The sequence below is a fragment of the Actinoallomurus oryzae genome, assembly GCF_039541955.1.
Classification (GTDB): Bacteria; Actinomycetota; Actinomycetes; order Streptosporangiales; family Streptosporangiaceae; genus Actinoallomurus; species Actinoallomurus oryzae.
The window spans coordinates 219,540-242,533 of the sequence record NZ_BAABHF010000045.1; the positions used below are offsets into that span (position 1 = coordinate 219,540).

Here is a 22,994-nt window from a genome sequence, read left to right on the forward strand (position 1 = left end):
CTCCTCACGTCCGCCGGGGGTCGACCGCGTCGCGCAGGCCGTCGCCGATGAAGTTGACCGCCAGCACCGTGACGGCGACCGCCAGGCCCGGCGGCAGCCAGAGCCACGGCATGTTCGAGATGACCGTCAGGCTCTGCGCGTCGGTGAGCATGTTCCCCCAGCTCGCGGCGGGCGGCTGCACGCCCAGGCCGAGGAAGGACATGGTGGCCTCCAGGCCGATCGCCTGCGCCACCGCGAGGGTGGCGACGACGCTGACGGGCGGCAGCGCCGCGGGGACGATGTGGCGGCGCATCAGCCACAGCGGTCCGGCGCCGGCCGCGCGCGCGGCCTGGACGTACTCCTGTTCGCGCACCGCCAGGGTGACGCCGCGGACCAGCCGCCCGCACTGGGGCCACTGGAACAGGCCGATGGCGATGACCATCGCGGTGACGCTGGGCCCGATGACACCCGCGATCACCACCATGACGACGAGCGACGGGAAGGACATGAACACGTCCGCGAGCCGCATCGCCGTCTGGTCCACCCAGCCGCCGAGCAGGCCGGACAGGCTGCCCACGATCGTGCCGACCACGACGGCGAGCAGCGCGGCGGCGATGCCGACGCCGAGCGAGACCCGGCCGGCGTACAGCAGGCGCGCGAGGACGTCGCGGCCGGTGGCGTCGGTGCCGAGCCAGTGTCCGCCCGAGGGCGCGGCGCGGGTGGCGAACAGGTCGGTGGCGTTCGGGTCGTGCCCGGAGATCGGGCCGGCGAACACCGCCGCGAGCACGATCAGCAGGAGCACGACCGCACCGGCCACGGCCATCCGGTGGCGCAGGAACCGGCGCAGCGCCCGGCGGCCCGGCGACCGGCGCGCGACCTCGGGCGCCGGCGCTTCCAGCTCGATCGCGCTCATCCGAGCCTCACCCTCGGGTCGACCAGTGTGTACAGAACGTCGGCGAGCAGGCTGGAGATCAGCACCAGCACCGCGATGATCAAGGCGAACCCGATGATCACCGAGTAGTCGTGCCGGCCGACCGAGCTGACCGCGAGCTGCCCCATGCCCGGCCAGGCGAAGACCTGCTCGATGACGACCGCGCCGGCGAGCTGCTGCGGCAGGTTCGCGGCGACATAGGTGAGCACCGGGATCAGGGAGTTGCGCAGCGTGTGCCGCACCACGACCCGGCGCCGCGTCGCGCCCTTGGCCTCGGCGGTGCGCACGTAGTCGGCGCCCAGCTCGGTGATCATGCTGCTGCGGACGTACCGCATGTACGGCCCTGAGTTGGCGAATCCCAGGATCAGTGCGGGCAGCACCAGGTGCCGGAGGGAGTCGACCAGGCTCGGCGCGCTCGGGTCGGAGATGCCCGACGACGGCAGGATCGGGAACTTCACCGTGAAGAGGTAGATGGCGATCAGCGCCAGGAAGAACGCGGGGATCGACACCGAGCCGAGGCTGACCACGGTCGCGGCGTAGTCGACTCTGCTGTTGCGCCGCAGCGCGGCGACGATGCCCAGCGGGAAGGCGATCACCAGCGACAGCAGCAGACCGGTGCCCATCAGCTCGATCGTCGGGCCGAACCGCTCGCCCAGCAGCGACGTCACCGACCGGCCGTTGACCAGGGAGTACCCGAAGTCACCGTGGAGGGCGTCGGTCAGCCAGTGCCAGTACTGCACGACCAGCGGCTGGTCCAGGCCCAGCTCGTGCCGCTTGGCGGCGATGAAGGCCGCGCTCCCCGCGTTGAGCTGGTCCGGCGGCACCATCATCGCGATCGGGTCGCCGGGCGCCTTGTGCACCAGCCAGAAGATCACGACGGTGATGAGGAAGAAGACCAGGATGTTGATCAGCAGGCGGCGGATGATGTAGGCGCCCATCGTCCTCCCCTCGTGGGTACGGCCAGGCCGCGCGGCGTCGTCGGCGCGCGGCCCGCCGAGATCGGTACCGTCGTCACAGGGACCAGCCGGCCGGGTTCCAGAAGGCGCTGTCCTGCGAGCCGGGCGCCTGGAATCCCTTGATCCGCTTGTTCACCGCCCACAGACCCGTCGGGTCGTAGAGCCACATCAGGTCGGCCTGGGAGTTCTCCTCCAGTACGGCCTGGTCGTACAGCGCCTTGCGCTGCGCGGCGTCGGCGGTGCCGTTGGCCTTGGCCATCTGGTCGTCCAGCTTCTTGTCGCAGAACCAGACGATGTTGCCGCCCTTGGGGTACTGCTGGTCGCAGGCGGTGATCACATTGACGTTCCACGAGTCGACCGCGTAGTTGCCGCCGCCGTAGAGCGTCATGTCGTAGGACTTCTTGTCGTAGGTCGGCGCGATCTGCGCGGCCTGGACCTGCTTGAGCTTGACCTTCACGCCGACCGCGGCGAGCTGGCTCTGCACGATCGTGGTGGTCGAGTCACGGTCGCGCTGGCCGGGCACCCACTGCAGCTCGACGGTACGGTTCGGGTCCCAGCCGGCCGCGGCGAGCAGCGACTTGGCCTTCTGGGGGTCGTAGCCGTACTCGTTGATCCCGGACGGGGTGTTGCCGGCGAAGAAGTCGGAGTTCTGCACGGTCGCCTTGCCACCGAGCACCTTGTCGACGAGCGCCTTGCGGTCGATGGCGTACAGGAACGCCTGGCGTACGCGGACGTCCTTGAAGGAGGACTTGGTCTGGTTGAGCGCGATGCGGACGAACCCGGCGCCGGGCTTCTCCTGCACGGCGACGTCGTCGAAGCCCTGCACGGTCTTGAGGTCGGCCGGGGAGAACGACGCGATGTCGATGCCGCCGTTGCCGAGCTGGGCGGTCGCCACGTCCGAGGTCATCGGCTTGAGGTAGACGTCCTTGATCTTCGCCGGCGAGGGGTAGCCCGGGTTGGCGGTGACATGGACGTACTGGTTGGTCTTGTAGTCCACGAACTTGTACGGCCCGAGCGTCGCCGTCGGCGCGCGGAAGTAGGAGTTCTTGGCGACCTGGGCGACCGGCACGTCACCGAGGATGTGCTTGGGCATGACGTACGCGGTGCCGATCTGGGCGAGCAGCCCGATGTCCGGCTTGGTCGCCTTGATGACGAAGGTGGCGTCGTCCGGCGCGCTGAAGCCGGAGATGGCCTTGGCCTTGCCGGACACGAAGTCGCTGACGCCCTCGACGGCGGTGTAGCTGCCCGCCGTGGCGCTGGTGCTCTTCGGGTCGGCCAGTAGCCGGTAGCTGAACAGCACGTCCTGGGAGGTGAACGGCTGCCCGTCGCTCCACTTGAGCCCCTGGCGCAGGTGGAACGTGAAGGTCTTGGCGTCGCGGGAGACGTCGTAGCTCTGGGCGAGCTGCGGCTGGAGCTTGTAGTTCGGGTCGACGGCCAGCAGGCCCTGGTCGAGGAACGACATCACCTGGTTGTCCGGGCCGCTGGAGGGGGCCAGCGGACTGAAGATCCCGGCCGGTTCCTGGTAGAGGTAGACGTTGATAGCGCTTTTACCGGACGCACCGCCGGAGCCCGAGTCCGCCGCCGGACCGGTGCAAGCGGCGGCCGAAACGGCCGCGAGAACGGCGACGCCGAAGGCGCCGTATCTGAACCGTCTTGCCATCGCAACCTCGCAAAGTCGGTCTGTTCATGGGGAACCGGGGGGTCCGCACCGACATGGAACGAAATTTCACGTACACAATGAAGGTGCGGAGTCCCCCACGTCAAGAGGGCATCGTGGCCGATCAGGGGGTTTTCGGCCCCATCAGGCCGACGGCACCCAATAGGAGTACAGATCCGTCCCGGTGAGGTGGAACCGAAACTGCACCTGGCGGCCGGACAGCGACGCGAGCGTCCTGCCGCCCTTCCACCTCACCGTCGCCGCGTACTGGTCGCCGGTGACCGGTAGCGCGTCGCTTTCGGCGTAACCGGAGATCGGGCTGCCGGTCGCGGCGTCGAGCACCTCGACGGTGAGCGAGCCACGGGAGTGCACGACGGCGTTCACCTTGAGCGTGTCGCCGTGGAAGACGACCGGCTTGGTGGTGAGCTCGCCCGGCTCGCCGGTACCCGGCCTGGAGGCGTTGGTCAGCGACACGAAGCCGTCGCGCCGCCACGTCGCCATGCCGGTCTGGCCGACGTAGGCGTCGGGGTCGGGCGCGGTCTGGTCCTGACCGCCGTGCCCGGCGTTGAACGCGCCGTAGTACATGATGATCGTCCGGTCCGTCACCAGCGCGTTGGAGGAGGTGTAGAGCGCGCCGTCGTCCCAGGCCCCGGGGTCGCCGGGCCGCAGGACCGGGTCGCGTACGGGACGGCTCCAGTCGGTCAGGTCACGCGAGGAGGCGACCTGCGGCAGCACCGGTCCGGCGCCGGCCGACGACTGGGACCCCGTGGTGTAGTCGGTGGTCAGGAAGACCCACGGGATGCCGACATAGGTGCTCTCGTACGGCAGCACCGGCATGCCGTAGATCTGCCCCTCCAGCCCGTTCAGGGCCTCGGCCGCGCCGTCGTCGGCGTAGTCGCCGGCCACCGCGAGCTGGGGTGTGCTCCAGGTGAGAAAGTCCTTGCTGGTCGAGACGAACGCCGCGCGGTCGTAGATGCCAGGCGTGCGCGAGGTGAACATCCGCTTCTTGATGGTGGCGATGTACCGCTTGGTACGCGGATCCCAGGTCACCTGCGAGACGTCGCCGTCGAGGAGGGCCGGCCTGTCCTCGCCGAGCGTCCAGTTGTAGCCGTCCTTGGAGAAGTACACGTAGTAACCGAGCGTCTGGTTGACCACGCCCGAGTGGAACTGCATCAGGGCGAACCGCCGGTCCGGGCTCGCCTCCGGGTTGTACGCGACGGTGCCGCCGCCGGCGATGACGATGTTGGTCTTGGACGCCGGGATGTCCTTGTAGCCGACGCTCCCCCGGCCCAGCGGTTTGGTCCACTTCCTACCGTCACGGCTTTCGGCGTAACACAGGTAGTAGCCGGGCGCGACGTCGTTGTTGCAGTCGTACCAGAGCCGGTAGACACCCCCGATCTTGAACACCGAGCCGTAGGTGTAGGCCGACGACTCCCACGGACGGTCGGGCCGGATGACCGGCTCGGGCAGCTTCTTCGCCGGATGGACGACCCGGCCGACGTCCTTGGAGGAGGCGATCCGGTAGTCGTCGAGGAAGAGCTCCCGCGCCGGCCCGAGGTTCGGGTCGTAGGCCTGCGGCGCCTCGGCGAGGTTCACCTCGTCCCAGTACGAGACGCCCTCGTCCCCTGCGGCGACGCGCACCGTCACGTGTGCGGCGCCGGCCGGCGCGACGCCGGAGACCGTGACGGTCTGCCAGTCCGTGCTCGGCTCCGGCGTGGCGACGTGGTCGCCCAGGTCCTTGCCGTCGAAGCCGGTGAAGCCGAGCGAGAGCGCCGCCGGCTTGCCGCTCTTGCCCTTGACCTTGGCCGACAGGCGGTACTCCCGGCCCGCGGCGGCGACGATCCGGTCGCTGGAGACGGTGACCGCGTCGCCCCGGTCGTTCACCTCCAGGGAGCCGAGCCCCGCCGTGCGGTACGCGGAGAGGTTCACGATGTTCGCGCCGGCCTCGTCGCCCTCGACGGACCAGCCGATCGGATGGCCGGCGCGGTCGCCGGCGTCGAAGCCGGCGTTCGGCACCAACGTCATGGCCTTGCCGGGGTCGGTGCCGGGCGGCGTCTGGCCGCCCGCTGCGGCGGGCCGGTACGCCACGAACGCACCGAGCATGACCGTCACCAGGGCGACCGGCGCGACACGTCGTCGTACCGCCGCCCGGCCAGCGCGTTGAACCATGAACGACCTCCTGTGGGCCGGGTCCGGGGCGCTCAGAGTGGTGTGGAATGTCATTCCATGTCAAGACTTCAGGCCTTGACATGGAATGCCTTTTCATGGAGAAACGGTGCACCCGGCGCGACCGGGATCCCCCGACCGAAGGTGGGAGGCCATGGTGCGATGGCACGCCCGGCGGAGGGCCCGGCTGGGCCTCGGTGCGGCGCTCGTGAGCGGCTCCGTCGTCGCGTTACCGGTCACCGCGTACGCGACGTCGTGGACCGGCATGCGGCTGGTCCCCAATGCCGGTTTCGAGGAGAGCGACTCGTCGGCGGCCCGGTGGACCACGGACGGCGCCGTCTCCGTCGTCGCCTCCCCGGCCCACTCCGGCCATGGCGCGGCTCGCATCGCCGACGCCTCCGCGACCGCGGGCGCGAGCCTGCGCAGCGAGCACCTCGCGGCCTCCCCCGGTGAGGAGCTGACCGCGAGCATCTGGATGGATCGGATCTCCGGACAGGGCGGCCATTTCTACCTGGAGTTCTGGAACGCCGAGGGCTCCCGCGTCGCCGCGGTCAGCACCGCGGCCGGCGCGGCCACGGGCTGGCAGCAGGTCATCGCGCGCGGCGTGGTGCCGGACGACGCGGTCACCGCGACCGTCCTCGCCTACAGCACCGTCGCCGACCAGGGCACGACGCTGTGGGACGACGTCGCCGTCGCCACCACGCCGCCTCCGGCGCGGCGCGTGCCGAACGCCGGGTTCGAGGAACGGCGCGAGGGCACCCGCCCGACCGAATGGACCGTCTTCGCGCCGGGCGGCTCGGCCACGGTCGTCACCTCGGGCGCGCACTCCGGTCTGCGAGCACTCAAGATCACCGACAGTTCCACGACCGCCGAGGTGTCCGCGCTCAGCCGCGCCGTGCCGGTCACCACCGGCGAGACGATCACCGCTTCCGCCTGGGCCTCGGGCGGCACCGGCGCGCTCTACCTGGAGTACCGCCGCGCGGACGGCAGCCGTATCGAGCCGCCGACTCGCGTCGACGTCGGCGCGGGGAGCGGCTGGACGAAGGTGACCGCGTCCGCGGCCGTGCCGAGCGGCGCCACGACCACCACCGTGCGGCTGTACGACGACCAGGCCTCGACGGGCACGACTCTCTGGGACGACGTCGTCCTGCGGTCGAGCCAGGACGCGGCGTACGCCGAGGCGGTCGGCACCGGCGCGGTGCTGTTCGTGGGCGACCAACGCGTCGAGTCCTACTCCGGTCTCACCCGCGTGGTGCACCCCGGCACCAAGACCGGCGACCCGGCCCTGGCGAGCGTCGGCGCCGGAGTCGTGCTGAACGGCGGGACCTGGGACGCCAACCCCCGGCTGAGCGGCACCGTGCTGCCCGCGCCCGGCGGCGGCTACCGCATGTGGTACACGGCGGCCGACGGCTCGGCCTGCGGCTACTGCACCGGCTACGCCGAGAGCACCGACGGCGTCCGCTGGGACCGGTCGACGGCGACCCACTCGGTCTACCCGTACGGCCCCGGCGGCGTCGTGGCGAACCCGGCCTCCACCGGCCCGCGCTACTTCATGCTGCACGCCCACGGTCCGGGCAGCCCGCAGCCGAACCGCTACTACGCGGCCCAGTCCGACGACGGGAGGACCTGGACGGAGATGAACTCCGGCGAGCCGGTCCTGAACGGCTGGGACGTCGTCAACGTGACCTACGACCCGGACACGTCCCGGTTCGTCGCGATGTCGAAGCAGTATCCGGTGAACTACGCCGCGAACACCAACCCGGCCGGGCCGCGCACCGTGTGGATGTCGACGAGCACCGACTTCGTTCACTGGACGTCGCCGCGCCCGTCGTTCGCCGCCGACCCGCGCGACGACGCCGCGATCACCGACCCGGCGCCGTCCGGACAGGCGCGCTGGTCGGAGGTCTACGGCATGCCCGCGATCCGGTACGGCGAGCAGTACCTCGGCCTGCCGTGGGTCTTCGATATCACCGACAGCCCGGCGCCCCTGGCCGATCCAGGCCCCGACAAGGGGCGCCAGCACGTCGAGCTCGCCTCCTCCCAGGACCTGCTGACCTGGAGCCGCCCGAGCCGCGCGAACCTCATCACGCCCGGCGCGGCCGGCTCCTGGGACTGGGGCTGGGACATGACCGGCACCACCCTGCTGACCGTCGGCGACCAGGTGCGGCTCTACTACGCGGCGTTCGCCGGCCAGCACAGCTGCTCGGCCGCCGACGTGTCCGCCGGGCTGTGCACGACGCCGTTCGGCAACGCCCGCGTCGGCCTGGTGACCTGGCCGAAGGACCGGTTCGAGTCCTTCCACGCGGGTACGGGCGGCGGCGAGGTCACCACGCGCACGCTCAGCCCTTCGGGCACCCGGCTCACGGTCAACGCCGCCCCCGGCTCCGGCGCCCTGCGGGTCGAGGTTCTCGACGCCGACGGGAACCCGGTGCCCGGCTACACCGCCGCCGACGCGACGCCGATCACCACGGACACGCTCGGCACGACGGTGAGCTGGGGATCGAAGACGACCCTGCCCACCGGGCCGATCCGGCTGCGGTTCGACCTGACGGCGGGCGACCTGTACTCGTACACGATCGACTAGGAGGGGCAGTGACGGCGCTCCGGCCCACGGGAACCGGGTTCGACCCGGACACCGCGACCTGGTTCCTGCACACCCCGAACACCACGTACGCCCTGCGGCTCACCGACGGCCGCCTGGCGCACGTCTACTGGGGCGCCGCCCTCACCGACGCGGAGGCCGCCGCGCTGCCGGTGCGGGCCGAGTCGGGGGCCCGGCAGCGGGGCAGCACCAGCTTCGAGGCCCGCTACGACGGCACCGAGGAGTACGCCTGGGACGGCGGCGTGCGGTACGGCGTGCCGTCGTTGCAGGTCCGGTTCGCCGACGGCGCGCGCGGCCTCGACCTAGAACCCGTCGGCGACGAGATCACCGTGGACCGGCTGACGATCCGGCTGCGCGACCGGCACTACCCCGTGGAGGTGGCCCTGCGCTACCGCCTGCGGCCCGACTCCGACGTGCTCGAACGCTCCGTGTCGCTGACGAACCTCGGCGACGCCGAACCGATCGAGGTGCTGCGGTTCGACGCGGCCTCCTGGGCGCTGCCGCACCGCGACGACTACCGGCTGTCCCACGTCACGGGCATGTGGGGCGCGGAGACCCGGCTGCGGCGGGAGGCAGCGGCCGCCGGCGAGACGGTCTTCACCAGCCGGCGGGGCATCACCAGCCACCACGCCAACCCCTGGGTCATGGTCGACGACGGCACGGCCGGCGAGGAGCACGGCGAGGTGTGGAGCGTCGCGCTCGCGTGGAGCGGCTCGTGGCGCATGACCGTGCAGCGCACACCGCTCGGGCGGCTGTCGGTCTCCACCGGGTTCGGGCACGACGGGATCTCCTGGCGGCTCGCGCCCGGCGAGCGGCTGGACAGCCCGGTCAGCGCCGGGATGTTCACCGCCGGCGGGTTCGGCGCCGCGAGCCGTGCCTGGCACTCCCACGTACGGCGGCACGTCCTGCCGCACCCGGAGGAGACCCGCCCGGTCCTGTACAACTCCTGGGAGGCGACGTTCTTCGACATCGACGTCGCCCGGCAGTCGGCGCTGGCCACCCGGGCGGCCGAGCTCGGCGCGGAGCTGTTCGTCGTGGACGACGGCTGGTTCCGGCCGTACCAGGACGACCGCGCCGGCCTCGGCGACTGGCGGGTCAACCCCGATCTGTTCCCCGACGGGTTCGCGCCGCTGGCCGAGCACGTGCGCTCGCTCGGCATGGGGTTCGGGATCTGGGTCGAGCCGGAGATGGTCAACCCCGACAGCGACCTGTACCGGAGTCACCCCGACTGGGTGCTGCACCAGCCGCACCGCGCCCGTACGGAGCTGCGGAACCAGCTCGTGCTCAACTTCGGCCGCGACGACGTACGCGCGTGGGCGGGCGGCTGGCTGCACGGGCTCGTACGCGACACCGGCGCCGTGTTCCTCAAGTGGGACATGAACCGGACGTTCAGCGAGGCCGGCTGGCCGGGGGCGGCGGACCCGGACCGGCTGTGGATCGAGCACACGCGCGGCGTCCACCTGGTCATGGACCGGCTGCGCGCCGCCTGGCCGGACCTGCGCATCGAGTCGTGCAGCGGCGGCGGGGGCCGCCTGGACCTGGCCATCCTCGCGCGCACCGACCAGGTCTGGGCCTCGGACAACACCGACGCGTCCGACCGGCTCCGCATCCAGCACGGCTTCACCCAGCTCTACCCGCCCGGCGTGCTGGAGGCGTGGGTGACCGACAGCCCGAACACCGTCACCGGGCGGCGGACGCCGCTCGCGTTCCGCTTCCACGTGGCGATGACCGGGGTGCTCGGGCTGGGCGGCGACCTGGCCGCCTGGTCCGACGACGAACGCCGCGAGGCGGCCTCACTCGTCGCGCTGTACAAGCGGATCCGCCCGCTCGTGCAGCAGGGCCGGCTCTACCGGCTGCGCCCGCCGGACGCCGACGGGCTGTGCGCGCTGCAGTTCACCGGCGACGACGATGTCGTGGTGTTCGCCTTCCGCGAGACGCCGCGGATGGGCTTCGGCGTGCCGCCGCTGCCACTGGCCGGCCTGCCGCGGTCCGCCCGCTACCGGGACACGAGCACCGGGGCGGAGTACGACGCGGGCGTGCTGACCCACCACGGCCTGCCGCTGGACCTGCCCCGCGGCGAGTACGCCAGCACCGTCGTCCACCTGGAACGCCGTCGGCGACCGTAACGGCAACCTGATCGAGTGCCACTGTGGCGACGGCGTCCTCACCGAGGTCCGACAGTTGCACGCCGGACCTCTACACCAGTTGACGGGGGCGACGTCCGCCTGCCGCGCCGATTCGGTCCGATCGCCATCGCGTTCAGGGGTTGACGACCACCATTTTTCCCTTGGCCTGGCCGGCTTCCATCACGCGGTGCGCCTCACGGATCTCCTCGAAGCGGAACACGCGCGACGGCTTGGCCCTGAGCCGGCCGGCCGCGACCCGCTCGGCGATCGTCTGCAGGGGCACGTCCGACAGCGGGAAGCCGGGGGTGCCGAAGACGAAGCTCGCGAAGAAGGTCAGGTAGACGCCGCTTGCCATCTGCTCCAACGGGTTGAAGTCGCGGATCGGGTCGAGGCCGCCGAGCCAGCCGGCCAGGCAGGCGCGGCCGCCGCGCCGTAGGAGCCGCAGGGAATCGAGGATGGTGCTGTTGCCCACCAGGTCGAGTACCGCGTCCAGCCGCCCGGCCTCCGCGATTCGCCCGGCGAGCTCGGGCTGCTCGCGTTCGGCGCGTTGCGCGCCGAGCTCCTCCAGCATGGCGAAGCGCTCGGGGTTACGCGTGGTGGCGATGACCCGTGCGCCCGCGTCGACCGCGAGGTTGATCGCGGCCTGGCCGAACGCGGAGGTCGCGCCCCGGATGAGCAGTGTCCGGCCTCGGGCGATCTCCAGGTTGCGGAACAGGCATGTCCACGCGGTCGCGTAGGTCTCCGGGATGGCGGCGAGGACCTCCCAGGGGAGATCGGACTCGATCAGGGCCACGTTCGACACCGGCGCCCGGGTGTACTCGGCGTAGCTGCCGTCGATGGTGCGCCCCAGGCCGCCCATCAGCGCCGCGACCTTGGCACCGACGGGGAACTCACCGCCCGGGCAGGCCTTCACCAGGCCCACGCACTCGATGCCGCTCACCCTCGCGGCCTCGGCCCATTCGCCCCTGCGCATATGCATCTCGGCGTGGTTTATGCCGAATGCCTTGATGTCGATGACGACATGCCCCTCGATGGGCTCGGGGTCCGGAATTTCGGTGTAGACCAGGCAGTCCGGTCCCCCGAATTCCTCGATCACGATGGCACGCATCACAGCCCTCCAGACGAGGCCCACCGGCGCTGGACCTCCGTTCTATCCGGCGGTCACGGCCTCGGAGTGACGACGCGCCCGACACTTGGTCAGCCGATGAAGGAGCCCGGACCGAAGCGGCCCCACGCGATGAATGCCGCGAGCGCGAGGTAGAGCAGGTTCAGCATCACGAACCCGGCCTCTCTCCGCCGGCCGTGAGTGATCATCGCACCGACCATCAGCAAGACCCAGCAGACGGCGGTCACCGGCACCAGAACCGGTGCGATGCCGACCATCGCGGGCAGGATCAGGCCCGCCGCGGCCAGGAGTTCCAGGATGCCGAGGGCCTTGACGAAGCCGACGCCGGCGTCTTCGGTCCATCCCCCACCACGGGCCGCGGCCAGTTTCTCCTTGGGCACGAACGTCTTGCTGATACCGCCGGTCAGGGCCACCACGGCCAGCAGTCCGGCGCAGATCCACAGGGCGAGATTCATGAGATGTCTCCTTCGTGCGTTCTCGTACACGAGGTGCCGGTGCCGCGACCTTTGTGACAGCTCATGCGTGTGACGTGCACCATAGGCGGATGGCGACCGCCGGCCGGCCGTGATGTGATCCTGTTTCGTCCCCTCGCCGGTCTGCCGGGCCGCCCCGAAGTGGGGTCCGGCGTCCCGCGGGGGGCAGGCGAGGGTGACGGATGAGGAGCCACCGATGGCGGAGCAGGACGCGGCACCCGGCGCGGGCGTGAGCGGTGCCGCCCGCCCGGACCCCGCCACCGAGGCGTTCGTCGCCCACCGGAACCTGCTGTTCACCGTCGCCTACGAGATGCTCGGCTCCGTCGCCGACGCCGAGGACGTCGTGCAGGAGACCTGGCTGCGGTGGACCGAGATCGACCTCGACACGGTGCGCGACCGGCGGGCGTACCTGGTGCGCGTCACCACCCGCCAGGCGCTCACCCGGATGCGCACGCTCCGCCGCCGCAAGGAGACCTACGTCGGCCCCTGGCTGCCCGAGCCGCTGCTGACCGCGCCCGACGTCGCCGATGACGTCGAGCTCACCGACAGCATCTCGATGGCGATGCTGCTGGTGCTGGAGACGCTCCCGCCGACCGAGCGGGCGGTTTTCGTGCTGCGCGAGGTGTTCGAGCTGGAGTACGACGAGATCGCCGAAGCCGTCGGCAAGAGTCCCGCCGCGGTCCGCCAGATCGCCCACCGCGCGCGGGCCCACGTCGCCGCGCGCCGACCACGCGACGTCGTCTCCCCGGCCGAGACCCGCGCCGCCCTGCAGGCCTTCCAGCGGGCGGTCGAGACCGGCGACCTGCAGAGCCTGCTCGACATCCTCGCGCCGGACGTCGTCGCCCTGAGCGACGGCGGTGGGCTCAAGCAGGCCGTGAGACGGCCCGTCGTGGGGGCCCGCAAGGTGGCTCGTCTGCTGGCCGCCGGGCTGGACCTGGTCGGTGCCCAGATATCGCTCGAGCCGGTGCGGATCAACGGCGCCCCGGGTCTCGTCCTGCGGCTCGACGGAGAGATCGACGGCGTCATGGCGGTGCGGGTCGAGGGCGGCCTCGTCACCGGCCTGTACTTCATGCGCAACCCCGAGAAGCTGTCAGGCATGGCGCGGGAGGTCGCGGTGGGCCGCTGAGTCCCCGGTTCGCCGCACGGGGAACAGAAGAAGCCCCTGGCCGACGCCGGCCAGGGGCCCTCCTATGTGATCCCTACATCAGTCGTTGTCCGACGACGGGATGTAGGCGCCGGGGACCTTGTCCGGCGCGTAGATCTTCGTCTCGCCCGGGTAGGGCTTGGCGAACCCGTGCGTCTGGTACCACGTGAAGTGGTTCATCTGCTCGGGGTTGGCGGAGTCCGCCTTGGCGAGCGGCCCGGTGAAGTGCTGCTGTGACTGCCACTTCTGCCACTGCGCCGCTACCTGCTGCTCGGCCGCCGGCACCTTCGTCGTCGTCGGCGCGGGCGCGGCCTTCGGGTTCTGCGCCGCGGGGGTGTCCGCGCCGCAGGTCGGCTGGGGCGACACGCCCAGCGTCAGGGACGTGCGGTTCGGCACGGCGGTGAACGGCGTGTTGTCCGGCTTGTTGGTGAAGGTTCGCGTCATCGGGGTGGCGGCGCTGTCCTTCTGGTTCATCGGGTGGATCCCGAGGATCTGCTCGATGGTGCGGATCATGGTGATCTGCGAGTAGTAGTGGCTGTCGACGGTGCCGTGCTGGGCCCAGGGGCTGATGATCTGGATCGGGGCACGGTGGCCGTCGACGTGGTCGAGCCCGGCCTGGGAGTCGTCCTCGACGACGAAGATCGCCGAGTCCTTCCAGTACTTGCTGTGCGAGATCTCGTCGACCACCTTGCCGACGGCGAGGTCGTTGTCGGCGACCTGGGCCGCGGCGTTCGCCGGACCACCGGTGTGGTCGTTGGAGAACCAGAACATGTTCAGGTTCGCCGGACCGTTCTTCTCGAAGTCCTGCTTCCAGACCTCGTACTTGTAGACGTCCGGAACGCTGGTGTCGAACATCGGGAAGCCCGGCACCGACACCTGGTTGAGCGACGGGATCGCCGAGCCCGTTCCGATGGGGTAGGCGGTGGGCTTCCCCGTCGCGGACATGGTCTTGGCGTCGCAGTACAGGTTCTGCCACGTCGCGCCGGACGGCTTGCTCTCGATCGACTGGAACTCGCCGTAGTCCTTCACGGTCTTGCCCGCCGCCTGCGCACCGGTCCAGATGAAGCCGCTCCGCTGGTGGCCGAGGGCGTCGTTCTCGGTGTCGTAGCTGCGCAGGTACTCACCGGCCGAGGACTCGGTGTACTCCGGGTCGTCGGCCTGCATCAGCCAGTTGTGCCCCTCGGCGGAGTTCGTGCCGATGTCGTAGGTGTTGTCGTACAGCCCGAACTGGTTGGCCAGCGCGTGCTGGTTCGGCGTCACGTTCTCGCCGAACTGGGCCACCGACGCGTCACCGTTGCCCTTCGCGATGTCGCCGAAGACCTGGTCGTAGGTCCGGTTCTCCTTGACGAGCAGGAAGACGTGCTTGATCGTCGAAGGATCGCCGAGCTTCACCGGGACCGGAACCGGCTTGGCGCCCTTGCCCTTGGCGGTCTTGACCGCGCCCGGGGTCCAGCCGTTCTGCTGGAAGACCTTGGCCGTGTAGGACCTGATCACGCCATCGTTCGGCAGCGTGAACTTCTGCAGGCTCGACGTCGTGTCGTGCGTACCGTGTCCGGCGCTGTTGGCGGGCGGCGTGCGGAGGGCGTCGATTCCCCGGGTGTTGGAGACCAGCACGTCCTTGCCGACGGTGGTGATCTCCGCGGGGAAGTAGTCCGTCGGGAGCAGGCCGACGTAGCTGACCGGCTCCAGCGGCCTGGTGTACCGGTAGACGGCGACCGCGTTGGCGCGGCCGAGCGTCACCAGCAGGTGACCGTCCCTGGTGAGCGTCACCGCGTCGGGCTCGTAGCCCACCGACGCCTCCGGCCACGGCCGGGTGGCGATGGTCTGGACGACCTTGTCCTTGGACGTGTCGATGACCGACACGTCGTTGGTGGCGGTATTGGTGACGAACAGCGCGCCGTTCGTGGCGTACAGGGCGGTCGGGTGCAGGCCGACGGCGATGCTCGCCGGGGCGGCGGCCGGGTTCGCCAGGTCGATGACGCTGACCGTGCCCGTGGTGGTGGCACCGGTCTTCGGGTCGGCCGGCACCTGGGTGTTGTAGGAGTTGATCGTGGTGTCGCCGGCCTTCGCCGGACGCCCGCCCTCGTTGCTGACGTAGAGCTTGTTGCCGACCTTGACCATGCCACGCGGGGCGTTGCCCACGTTCCAGCTCTGCTGGATGGCCCCGGTCGCCGCGTCGATGGCGACCACGCGGTTCTGGCCGTTGACGGCGGAGTACACGGTCTTGCCGTCGGGCGAGAACACCGCCTGGGCCACCAGCGCGTGCTTGGGCCCGTCCGCCGGGATCTTGATGGACGTCGGGTCGGCGAGAGTGCCGTCCGAGTTCACGGTGAACCTGGTGTAGCCGTCGGTCTGGCCCAGCCACAGCTGCGAACCGTCGGGCGAGTACGTGGGGCCCTCCTGGCCCACGTCGTTGCCGCCGATCTTCAGGTTCGCCGCCGCGTTGTTGCCGACGAGCTGCTGAACCTTCCAGTCCTTCAGGTTCACGATGGCGAGCGCCATCCCACCGTCGGTGACCGAGGCCGCGACGTGGGTGCCGTCCGGGCTGACCGTGGACGACATGATCTTGCCGTTGTTGATGACGAGGCGCTTGCCGATCGGGTTGATGTACTGGTCGCTGGAGACGACCTGGCCCTTTTTGGTGGTCTGGCCGACCTGTTGGGTGCCGAACCCCTCGGTGGAGGCGTAGGCGATGCTTCCGCTGGCGACGGCGATGGCCGCGGTGCCGGCGGCCACCGTGTTGATCCGGCGGCCCGTGCGTCTTTCGAAGAACCTACGGCGGGACTTCGCGACGCGCTGGCGCGTGACGTGCATGAGTTATCCCTTGGTGCTTGCGAGCAGGTCGACGTTCCCGTCGAACTGCCACAGAGGATTGGGGGCGTCCCCGGTCGGGGTGCGCACCTGGAAGTAGCCGTTCACCTCCTTCGGTCCGTCTCCGTCGGCGACGTACCGCCCGTCCGCGGTGACGTCGAGCTGGTAGATGGCCTGGCCGACGGCGGTCGTGCCGGGCAGATGCCAGGACACGACGCACCGCCAGTCGTTGCCCGGTCCGTGGTCGGGGACGCGGGGGCCTCCCTTGTCGCAGGACGCGGTGGCCCGCAGCTGGGCCTCGGTGACGCCGGGGCGATGGAGCTCCCGCGTCTGCATCCGGTACAGGTGGGCGTACGCCGTGGCGAGCGAGTCCTGGACCTTGGCCCGTTCGATCCCGGAGCCCGTGGCCGGAGTCGCGCCGATGAGCGCGACCACGGTGAGGGCGACCAGCCCGGCCAGCGGCAGCGCCCCGGCGACGAGGACGCGCCGGCCCGACCCGTCGTACGCCAGGTCGGTGAAGTCGCGGCGGACGAACAGGTGGTAGGCGAACGCGGTGGCGACGACCGCCCACGCCAGGCTCACCACGAGGCCGATGAGGAGGGGGCCGACCTGCGCCGGGCTGGTGAACAGCCCGCGCCAGGCGAGGAAGGCGTGGCTCGGCAGGGCCAGCCGTACGGCCACCGGCAGCGGGAGCAGCTGCGCGAGCTGCAACGCGAACGCGAGCAGCGCGGGCGTCAGCAGCCCCATCGTCGAACGCCCCAGGGCCACCGAGCCGAGGAGACCGATCGCGGCGAACGCCAGCGTCGGCGCGAGCACGCAGGCCCACGAGAGCAGGACCGTGCCGGCCGCGTCCCCGGGGGACAGAAGGTGGCCGTCCATGCCGACGAGCGGCCGGTTGCCGACCGCGGCCAGGCCGCCGGCGATGCCCGAGACGGCCAGCCCGGCGACCAGGAGCAAAAGCACGGTGAGAGCGGCGATGCCCTTGGCCACGAAGATCCGCCTCGGCGAGCGGACCGAGACGAGGAGGTGGCGCCAGGTGCCCAGCCGGTCCTCGGTCGCGAAGACGTCCCCGGCGACCAGGGCCGTCAGCAGCGGGAGCGCCCAGCTGCGGGAGAAGTCCAGCACGACCAGTGCCCCCGCCCAGCCGGTGCTGTGCATCCAGCGGCCGAAGACGGTGTCGGCGGGCAGCATGCTCTGCAGGCTCACCACGGCCACGAAACCCGCGGGGGCGATCCAGCAGGCGAGCAGCAGCACGCGGATCCGCCACTGGGACAGCAGCTTGACCAGCTCGAACCGGTAGCTCCGCGACACCGGCGCCGGCCGGGCCTCGACCGGGGGTGGAGCGACGGTCGCGGTCATGAGCCCTCCTGCGTCGGGGAGGGTGACCACAGCGGCTGCGTTTTCGCTTCGCGCGCTCCTGAACACTCCTCCGGCCCGGCCGGCGAGAGCGCTCCGCGTTCTCGCCGGGTGGTGGCCGAGGTGCGGTGTCTTCCGCTTCGCTCGCTTCGCCCGGTCACGAGAGGTCCTCCTCGTCGGTCTGCCCGGCCCCGGTGAGGGCCAGGAACGCGGCCTCGAGCGGCGTCACCACGGGCGCCAGCTCTCGTACCGCCACGTCGGCGTGCACCAGCCGCACCACCAGCTCGTCGAGGGCCGGTACGGGGCCGCGGACCACGAGCACGTCGGCATCCGGCTCGACGCGGTCACGACCGGGTACGACCCGGAGCCCCGGCGTGTCCGCCGCTATTCGGTGGGCCGCCGTTCGGTCGGAGGTGCGCACCCGGTAGTCGAGCTCCCCGCTCTCGGCGGCGAGCTTGCCCACCGGCCCGGAGAAGACGACCCGCCCGGTGGAGAGGAGGGTGACCTCGGAGCACAGCGCGGCGAGGTCGTCCATCCGGTGGCTGGACAGGACGACCGCGGTCCCGTCCTCGGCGAGCCGGGTGATGACGCGGTGTACGTGGTGCTTGCCGGCCGGGTCCAGGCCGTTGGCCGGCTCGTCGAGTACGAGGAGCCGCGGTGTGGTGAGCAGCGCGGCGGCCAGCCCGAGTCGCTGGCGCATGCCCAGCGAGAACCCCCGGATGCGATCGTCGGCGACGTCGGTGAGCCCCACCTGCTCCAGCGCGTCGTCGACGCCGACCGCGTGACCGGTGTCGTACCCGCGCAGGGAGAGCAGGGCGGAGAGGTTCTGCCGAGCGGTGAGCGACGGATAGAGCCCGGGCCCGTCGACGAAGCCCGCGACGCCGTCGGGGACGGCGAGCGTCCGGCCGACCGGCGAACCCAGGATCTCGAGGCTGCCGCTGTCCGCCATCGCCAGGCCCAGCAGCAGACCGAGGAGCGTCGTCTTGCCCGCGCCGTTCGGCCCGACCAGGCCGTGCACCTGCCCGCGCGCCACGTCCAGATCGACGCCGTCGAGCGCGCGTACGTCGCCGAAGGACTTCGTGATCCCGCGACCCCGGACTGCGGGGCTCCCGTGCATGTGGATCTCCCTTGGCTTGATCTTCAGCACCAGGAACCTAAAGATCACGGTTTGCGCGGGGAGAGCGTGCAGACAAACATTGGGCAAACTCGCCGATATATGACCTAAACCGGCCATAGCGCTCAGCCCGGCCATGGCCCGGCCACACCGGGCAACGGCCCCACCAAGTCCGGCAGGCGGAGGCAGGTCACCCCGGCGCGGCTAGGGGGTGGAGCGGATCGCTCGGGCACCGCCGGCAGGCACAGCGGACCATTCCGGCAAGGCACGGCAGGCGGGGCTGGGTCCCGGCGTGGTCAACAGGCCTGGCAGGCTCCCGGCATGGTCGGCAGGTGCGGCGGACCGCTCCGTGGCGGCGAGGATCAGGCGAGGGTGGTCATCGCCGGTGCGCCATGAGGTACCCGCGGCGGGTCTCGACCTCCTCGGGGTGGTGCCCGCGTTCGAGCCGCGCGTACGTCGTGAGGCCGGCGGCGTCGAGCTCGTCGGCGATGTCGTCCAGGGCGAAGAAGTGGAAGTCGACGTCGACGTCGCGGCCCAGCCACTCGGTCAGGTGCCGTACCTCGGAGCCGATGTGGAACGAGACGAGCAGCCGGCCGCCCGGGCGGAGCACCCGGTGGATCTCCTGGAAGGCGCGGGTGAGTTCGGCCGCGGTCAGGTGAATGATCGAGTACAGGGCGACGACGGCGGCGAACTCCCCGTCGCGGGCGGGCAGGTCGAGCAGGTCGCCCTGGCGGAACTCGACGGCGGGATGCTCCTTGCGGGCCAGCTCGACCATCGCACCCGACAGATCAACGCCGACCGCGGCCGCGCCCTGGTCGGCGAGCCAGCCGGTGACGTGTCCGGGCCCGCAGCCGAGATCCGCCACCGGCGCGCCGGCACCGGCCTGCTCCAGCAGGGCGGTGAGCAACGCCCGGTCGAGCGGCTTGTGGGCCAGCTCGTCCCGGAAGCCGGCCGCGTACGGCTCGGCGACCACGTCGTAAGTCCGGCGAACACGCTCATGGCTGTCGAATGCCACCATGCCGATCAGCCTCGCACAGTCGTACGCCGCATCTCCGCCCGCCTCGGTGCCACCGGCCGCGACGCCGGTGAGAACCTCTTCTGCGATCGCTCCCGCGGCCTCCCATTCGGCCAAGGTCTGCGCGCACTCCTGCCGCGGATGGCGATGTGCCCGGCCATGGCAGCGCGCCGCGGGGATGAGGGCGATGCCGTCCGGCGATCAGAAGCCGAAGCCGGCGACACCCCAACCAGGCCTGGCCTGCGCCTCACGTGTCCAGCCGATACACGAGTTGACCGCCGCGAGGACCTCACGGTCGAGAGCGTCACGCTGCTCCGCCGTCGTGGCCTCCCATGCGGTCAAGGCCTGTGCGCACTCCTGCGGCGACCATTCGCCGTAGCAGGGAAGATGCTCGGGACGAGGCAGCTGCGAGGGAATGGAGCCGTACATGAAGTCGGTGACGCGAACACCGATGCCGAGCTTGGCGAGACCCTCGTCGACCATCTCCAGCCATTCACCGCGGAACGGCGAGAAATCGTTGTTGTCCAGGAACCTGCCGTAGAACTCGCAGATCGTCTGGTACGCGTACCCGTACTGGAAGCCGTGCGCGGCGTCGTAGGGCCCGCCGTTGATCACGGCCTTGACCGCTTCGTACCGCGTGGGAGCACCCGACTCGATCTCGCTGTCGAACCACTCGTCCGCGTGAGCGAGCGCGGTCTTGAACCGGCCCCCGATCATCCGGCGGAGCTTGTCGTCCCCGGAGCCGATGGCGCCCCGGGCCTTTTCCAGGTCGACGAGATAGAGGGTCAGCGAGTAGCTCATGCCGAGACCGTAGCGTCCGGCACCGACAGCGCCGTCCTCGCCGGATCGCCGGGGCGTACGTCGGCCGGGTGGTGCGGATCGGCCGAACCTCACTATCGTGCGCGGATGACATCCTCTGCTCTCGATCGGGCGTTGCGGGACGAGGCGGGGCTCCGGCGGCTGCCCGAGGATGTGGAGGGGCTGCTCCACCGGCTCGACGCGCCTCCTCGGCTCGGAGCGCATCTGCGGGCGGTGCACGACGTCGCGTGCCGGCTGCTCGACTCACTGGGCGAGCGGTTTCCCGGGATCGGCGTCGACCAGGAGGCGGTGCGGTACGGCGCGGCCACGCACGACGTCGGCAAGGCCTACGTGACCGAGGAGCTCTCGGGGCCCGGCTCGGAGCACGAGCGGCGCGGGCATCGGCTGCTGCTCGACCACGGTGTGGACGAGAGGCTCGCGCGGTTCGCCGGGACCCATGGCACCTGGGACGGAGCGGACGTCACGTTCGAGGATCTGCTGGTGAGCCTGGCCGACAAGGTGTGGAAGGGCAAACGGGTGCCCGACCTGGAGCAGCGCGTCGTCGACCACCTCGCATCCACGGCCGGGCGGGAGCCGTGGGAGGTGTTCATGGCGCTCGACGACCTGCTCACCGAACTCGCCGCCGGCGCCGACCGGCGGCTGGCCTTCCAGTCCGCTTATCCCATCACCTCCTGATTCGGCTTTCGCGTCCCCGAACCGCCCCGTTAGTGATCGCGGTGAGTGATCATTCGGGCCAGCGTGGTCAGTTCCTCGGCGGGGCGGGCGGCCGGGTTGGCCGAGCGCAGGTGGTGGAGGGCGTCGGCGAGCAGATCGCCGGCCTTTCGCCGGCACCAGGCGCGGCCTCCGGCGCGTTCGATCAGATCGGCGGCGTGGATGAGTTCGGCGTCGGACAGCGGCAGGTCCCGGCGGTAGAGCGCGGCCAGCTCACGGCCGGCCGGGGTGCCCGAGGTCAGCGCGGCGACCACCGGCAGCGACTTTTTTCTCCGGCGCAGGTCGGCGTAGACGGGCTTGCCGGTGAGCTTCGGGTCGCCCCAGATGCCCAGCAGGTCGTCGGCCAGCTGGAACGCCAGGCCCAGCTGCTCGCCGAAGGCGCGCAGCCGGACCGCCTGGTCGGGCTGCCCGGCGAACAGCGCGCCCAGGCCGCACGCGCAGCCCAGCAGCGACGCGGTCTTTCCGCCGGCCATCGACAGACACTCGGACAGCTCCACGTCGGCACGCGTCTCGAACGCGATGTCGGCGCTCTGACCGGCGACGAGCCTCTGCACGGCGGTGCTGAGCCACCGCATGCCGGCGGTGGCGGCCGGGTGCTCGCTGGCCGCCAGCACGTCGAAGGCGAGCGTCAGCAGGGCGTCGCCGCCGAGGATCGCGGCGCCCACCCCGAACGCGGCCCAGGTCGTGGGGCGATGCCGGCGCGTACGGTCGCCGTCCATCACGTCGTCGTGCAGCAGTGAGAAGCTGTGCACCAGCTCGATCGCGGCTGCGGCGGGCACCGCCGACGACGGCTCGGCGCCGACGGCCTCGGCGGCCAGCAGGGTGAGCGTCGGGCGGATCGCCTTGCCTCCGGCGGCGTTGGTCGGCTGACCGCGCTCGTCCCACCAGCCGAAGTGGTGGCCCGCGACCAGCCGCATCGACGCGGGGAGCGTGTCGATGGCCGACCGGAGTGCCGGATCGACCATGCTCCGGCTCCACGCCAGGATCTCGCCCGCCGCGCGGGTGGTCCTCGGATGGTCGGTGGTGGTCATGGACCCTCCTTCGTCGGGGAGGGTGACCACAGGTACGCGTCCTTGATTCCCTCGCTTCGCTCAGTCATGGGCACCTCTCGTCAGCGGGAGATCTCGACGTTCTCGAGGATGCCCAGTGCGTCGGGTACGAGAACGGCCGCGGAGTAGTACGCGCTGACGAGATACGAGAGGACGGCCTGATCGTTGATCCCCATGAAGCGCACCGACAGGCTCGGCTGCACCTCGTTCGGGATGCCGGTCTGTTGGAGGCCGATGACGCCCTGGTCGTCGACGCCGGTCCGCATCGCGACGATGGAGGTCGTACGGTCGTCGCCGATCGGGATCTTGTCGCAGGGGAAGATCGGCACTCCGCGCCAGGAGCTCACGGCGTGGCCCTCCACCTCGACGCTCTGCGGGTAGACACCCCGGCGGCTGCACTCACGGCCGAACGCGGCGATGGCCTTCGGGTGCGCGAGGAAGAAGCGGGTCTTGCGGCGGCGGCTGAGCAGCTCGTCCATGTCGTCCGGGGTGGGCGGGCCGGACCGGGTGTAGATGCGCTGCTTGAGGTCGGCGTTGTGCAACAGGCCGAACTCGCGGTTGTTGACCAGCTCGTTCTCCTGCCGCTCCCGCAGCGCCTCGATCGTCAGCCGCAGCTGCTGCTCCACCTGGTTCATCGGCTGGTTGTACAGATCCGCCACCCGCGTATGAACCCGCAACACCGTCTGAGCCACGCTCAGCTCGTACTCCCGCGGCGACAACTCATAATCCACGAACGTCCCCGGCAACACCGGCTCACCCGCGTGCCCGGAGGCCAGGGTGATCGCGGCCTCGCCGTGTTTGTTCTGGGCCGGCCGCTCCTGGTCGCGGAGCGCGGCGAGGTGGTCGCGCAGCTCTTCGGACTGCTCGGCGAGCTCGTCGAAGCGTTCGCGTGACAAGGAGAGGACGATGCATTTCGTCTGGGCCTTGGCGGTGAAATCCCACGTCTCCTGCGACCCGGC

Annotated in this window: 17 protein-coding genes; 4 read left to right on the top strand and 13 right to left on the bottom strand. The window is 70.9% G+C overall.

The window, feature by feature from the left end:
• Window positions 1–4: 4 nt before the first annotated feature.
• The 4 genes from ABEA10_RS36135 to ABEA10_RS36150 form a co-directional block, all read right to left on the bottom strand.
• On the bottom strand, window positions 5–892 hold the full coding sequence (locus tag ABEA10_RS36135) for an ABC transporter permease (protein ID WP_329255126.1): 888 nt from the start codon (window positions 890–892) through the stop codon (window positions 5–7).
• On the bottom strand, window positions 889–1,848 hold the full coding sequence (locus ABEA10_RS36140; RefSeq protein ID WP_345471752.1) for an ABC transporter permease: 960 nt from the start codon (window positions 1,846–1,848) through the stop codon (window positions 889–891). The genes ABEA10_RS36135 and ABEA10_RS36140 overlap by 4 nt, the downstream gene beginning before the upstream one ends.
• A 73-nt stretch (window positions 1,849–1,921) precedes the next feature.
• Entirely contained in the window at window positions 1,922–3,526 is a 1,605-nt protein-coding gene (locus ABEA10_RS36145; protein WP_345471754.1) for an ABC transporter substrate-binding protein, read from the bottom strand.
• A 141-nt stretch (window positions 3,527–3,667) separates the two neighbouring features.
• Window positions 3,668–5,692 (bottom strand): hypothetical protein, encoded by a 2,025-nt coding sequence (locus ABEA10_RS36150; RefSeq protein WP_345471756.1) that lies wholly within the window; start codon window positions 5,690–5,692, stop codon window positions 3,668–3,670.
• Between the two features lie 151 nt (window positions 5,693–5,843).
• Here ABEA10_RS36150 and ABEA10_RS36155 point away from each other — a divergent pair, with 151 nt between their 5' ends.
• Both ABEA10_RS36155 and ABEA10_RS36160 read left to right on the top strand, forming a co-directional pair.
• On the top strand, window positions 5,844–8,273 hold the full coding sequence (locus ABEA10_RS36155) for a carbohydrate binding domain-containing protein (protein WP_345471758.1): 2,430 nt from the start codon (window positions 5,844–5,846) through the stop codon (window positions 8,271–8,273).
• 8 nt (window positions 8,274–8,281) lie between these two features.
• Window positions 8,282–10,417 (top strand): alpha-galactosidase, encoded by a 2,136-nt coding sequence (locus ABEA10_RS36160; RefSeq protein WP_345471760.1) that lies wholly within the window; start codon window positions 8,282–8,284, stop codon window positions 10,415–10,417.
• Between the two features lie 133 nt (window positions 10,418–10,550).
• Here the strand turns inward: ABEA10_RS36160 and ABEA10_RS36165 are convergent, their stop codons facing one another.
• Window positions 10,551–11,525 (bottom strand): zinc-binding alcohol dehydrogenase family protein, encoded by a 975-nt coding sequence (locus ABEA10_RS36165; protein WP_345471762.1) that lies wholly within the window; start codon window positions 11,523–11,525, stop codon window positions 10,551–10,553.
• Window positions 11,526–11,614: 89 nt separating this feature from the next.
• Window positions 11,615–11,998 carry a DoxX family protein gene (locus ABEA10_RS36170; protein WP_345471764.1) on the bottom strand — a complete coding sequence of 128 codons (384 nt, stop codon included), beginning with the start codon at window positions 11,996–11,998 and terminating at the stop codon, window positions 11,615–11,617.
• Window positions 11,999–12,212: 214 nt separating this feature from the next.
• Here ABEA10_RS36170 and ABEA10_RS36175 point away from each other — a divergent pair, with 214 nt between their 5' ends.
• A complete protein-coding gene (locus ABEA10_RS36175) occupies window positions 12,213–13,142 on the top strand; it encodes an RNA polymerase sigma-70 factor (protein WP_345471766.1) in 930 nt (309 codons plus the stop codon).
• Window positions 13,143–13,220: 78 nt separating this feature from the next.
• Here ABEA10_RS36175 and ABEA10_RS36180 read toward each other — a convergent pair whose 3' ends face one another.
• The 5 genes from ABEA10_RS36180 to ABEA10_RS36200 all read right to left on the bottom strand — a co-directional run bounded on the left by ABEA10_RS36180 (window position 13,221) and on the right by ABEA10_RS36200 (window position 20,257).
• Window positions 13,221–15,974, bottom strand: coding sequence for a bifunctional YncE family protein/alkaline phosphatase family protein (locus ABEA10_RS36180; protein ID WP_345471769.1), 2,754 nt, complete (start codon window positions 15,972–15,974; stop codon window positions 13,221–13,223).
• Between the two features lie 3 nt (window positions 15,975–15,977).
• A complete protein-coding gene (locus ABEA10_RS36185) occupies window positions 15,978–17,330 on the bottom strand; it encodes an ABC transporter permease (RefSeq protein WP_345471771.1) in 1,353 nt (450 codons plus the stop codon).
• 154 nt (window positions 17,331–17,484) lie between these two features.
• The gene (locus ABEA10_RS36190) at window positions 17,485–18,444 is read right to left on the bottom strand and encodes an ABC transporter ATP-binding protein (protein WP_345471773.1); all 960 of its coding nucleotides are present in this window, start codon (window positions 18,442–18,444) and stop codon (window positions 17,485–17,487) included.
• Between the two features lie 373 nt (window positions 18,445–18,817).
• Window positions 18,818–19,573 carry a class I SAM-dependent methyltransferase gene (locus tag ABEA10_RS36195; RefSeq protein WP_345471775.1) on the bottom strand — a complete coding sequence of 252 codons (756 nt, stop codon included), beginning with the start codon at window positions 19,571–19,573 and terminating at the stop codon, window positions 18,818–18,820.
• 84 nt (window positions 19,574–19,657) lie between these two features.
• Window positions 19,658–20,257 carry a DUF7691 family protein gene (locus ABEA10_RS36200; protein WP_345471777.1) on the bottom strand — a complete coding sequence of 200 codons (600 nt, stop codon included), beginning with the start codon at window positions 20,255–20,257 and terminating at the stop codon, window positions 19,658–19,660.
• 105 nt (window positions 20,258–20,362) lie between these two features.
• On the opposite strand from ABEA10_RS36200, the gene ABEA10_RS36205 reads away from it, so the two are divergent.
• Window positions 20,363–20,950, top strand: a complete 588-nt coding sequence (locus ABEA10_RS36205) for an HD domain-containing protein (protein ID WP_345471779.1) — start codon at window positions 20,363–20,365, stop codon at window positions 20,948–20,950.
• 29 nt (window positions 20,951–20,979) lie between these two features.
• Here ABEA10_RS36205 and ABEA10_RS36210 read toward each other — a convergent pair whose 3' ends face one another.
• Together ABEA10_RS36210 and ABEA10_RS36215 are read right to left on the bottom strand one after the other, a co-directional pair.
• Entirely contained in the window at window positions 20,980–22,017 is a 1,038-nt protein-coding gene (locus ABEA10_RS36210; RefSeq protein WP_345471781.1) for a family 2 encapsulin nanocompartment cargo protein polyprenyl transferase, read from the bottom strand.
• A gap of 80 nt (window positions 22,018–22,097) precedes the next feature.
• Window positions 22,098–22,994: family 2B encapsulin nanocompartment shell protein (locus ABEA10_RS36215; RefSeq protein ID WP_345471783.1), on the bottom strand; the 897-nt coding region annotated here is incomplete at its 5' end.

What these genes read in the sequence shown, in the direction of transcription:
- ABEA10_RS36135 (WP_329255126.1), bottom strand. Translation starts at nt 892, where the DNA reads ATGAGCGCGATCGAGCTGGAAGCGCCGGCGCCCGAGGTCGCGCGCCGG.
- ABEA10_RS36140 (WP_345471752.1), bottom strand. Translation starts at nt 1,848, where the DNA reads ATGGGCGCCTACATCATCCGCCGCCTGCTGATCAACATCCTGGTCTTC.
- ABEA10_RS36145 (WP_345471754.1), bottom strand. Translation starts at nt 3,526, where the DNA reads ATGGCAAGACGGTTCAGATACGGCGCCTTCGGCGTCGCCGTTCTCGCG.
- ABEA10_RS36150 (WP_345471756.1), bottom strand. Translation starts at nt 5,692, where the DNA reads ATGGTTCAACGCGCTGGCCGGGCGGCGGTACGACGACGTGTCGCGCCG.
- ABEA10_RS36155 (WP_345471758.1), top strand. Translation starts at nt 5,844, where the DNA reads ATGGTGCGATGGCACGCCCGGCGGAGGGCCCGGCTGGGCCTCGGTGCG.
- ABEA10_RS36165 (WP_345471762.1), bottom strand. Translation starts at nt 11,525, where the DNA reads ATGCGTGCCATCGTGATCGAGGAATTCGGGGGACCGGACTGCCTGGTC.
- ABEA10_RS36170 (WP_345471764.1), bottom strand. Translation starts at nt 11,998, where the DNA reads ATGAATCTCGCCCTGTGGATCTGCGCCGGACTGCTGGCCGTGGTGGCC.
- ABEA10_RS36175 (WP_345471766.1), top strand. Translation starts at nt 12,213, where the DNA reads ATGGCGGAGCAGGACGCGGCACCCGGCGCGGGCGTGAGCGGTGCCGCC.
- ABEA10_RS36180 (WP_345471769.1), bottom strand. Translation starts at nt 15,974, where the DNA reads ATGCACGTCACGCGCCAGCGCGTCGCGAAGTCCCGCCGTAGGTTCTTC.
- ABEA10_RS36185 (WP_345471771.1), bottom strand. Translation starts at nt 17,330, where the DNA reads ATGACCGCGACCGTCGCTCCACCCCCGGTCGAGGCCCGGCCGGCGCCG.
- ABEA10_RS36190 (WP_345471773.1), bottom strand. Translation starts at nt 18,444, where the DNA reads ATGCACGGGAGCCCCGCAGTCCGGGGTCGCGGGATCACGAAGTCCTTC.
- ABEA10_RS36200 (WP_345471777.1), bottom strand. Translation starts at nt 20,257, where the DNA reads ATGAGCTACTCGCTGACCCTCTATCTCGTCGACCTGGAAAAGGCCCGG.
- ABEA10_RS36205 (WP_345471779.1), top strand. Translation starts at nt 20,363, where the DNA reads ATGACATCCTCTGCTCTCGATCGGGCGTTGCGGGACGAGGCGGGGCTC.
- ABEA10_RS36210 (WP_345471781.1), bottom strand. Translation starts at nt 22,017, where the DNA reads ATGACCACCACCGACCATCCGAGGACCACCCGCGCGGCGGGCGAGATC.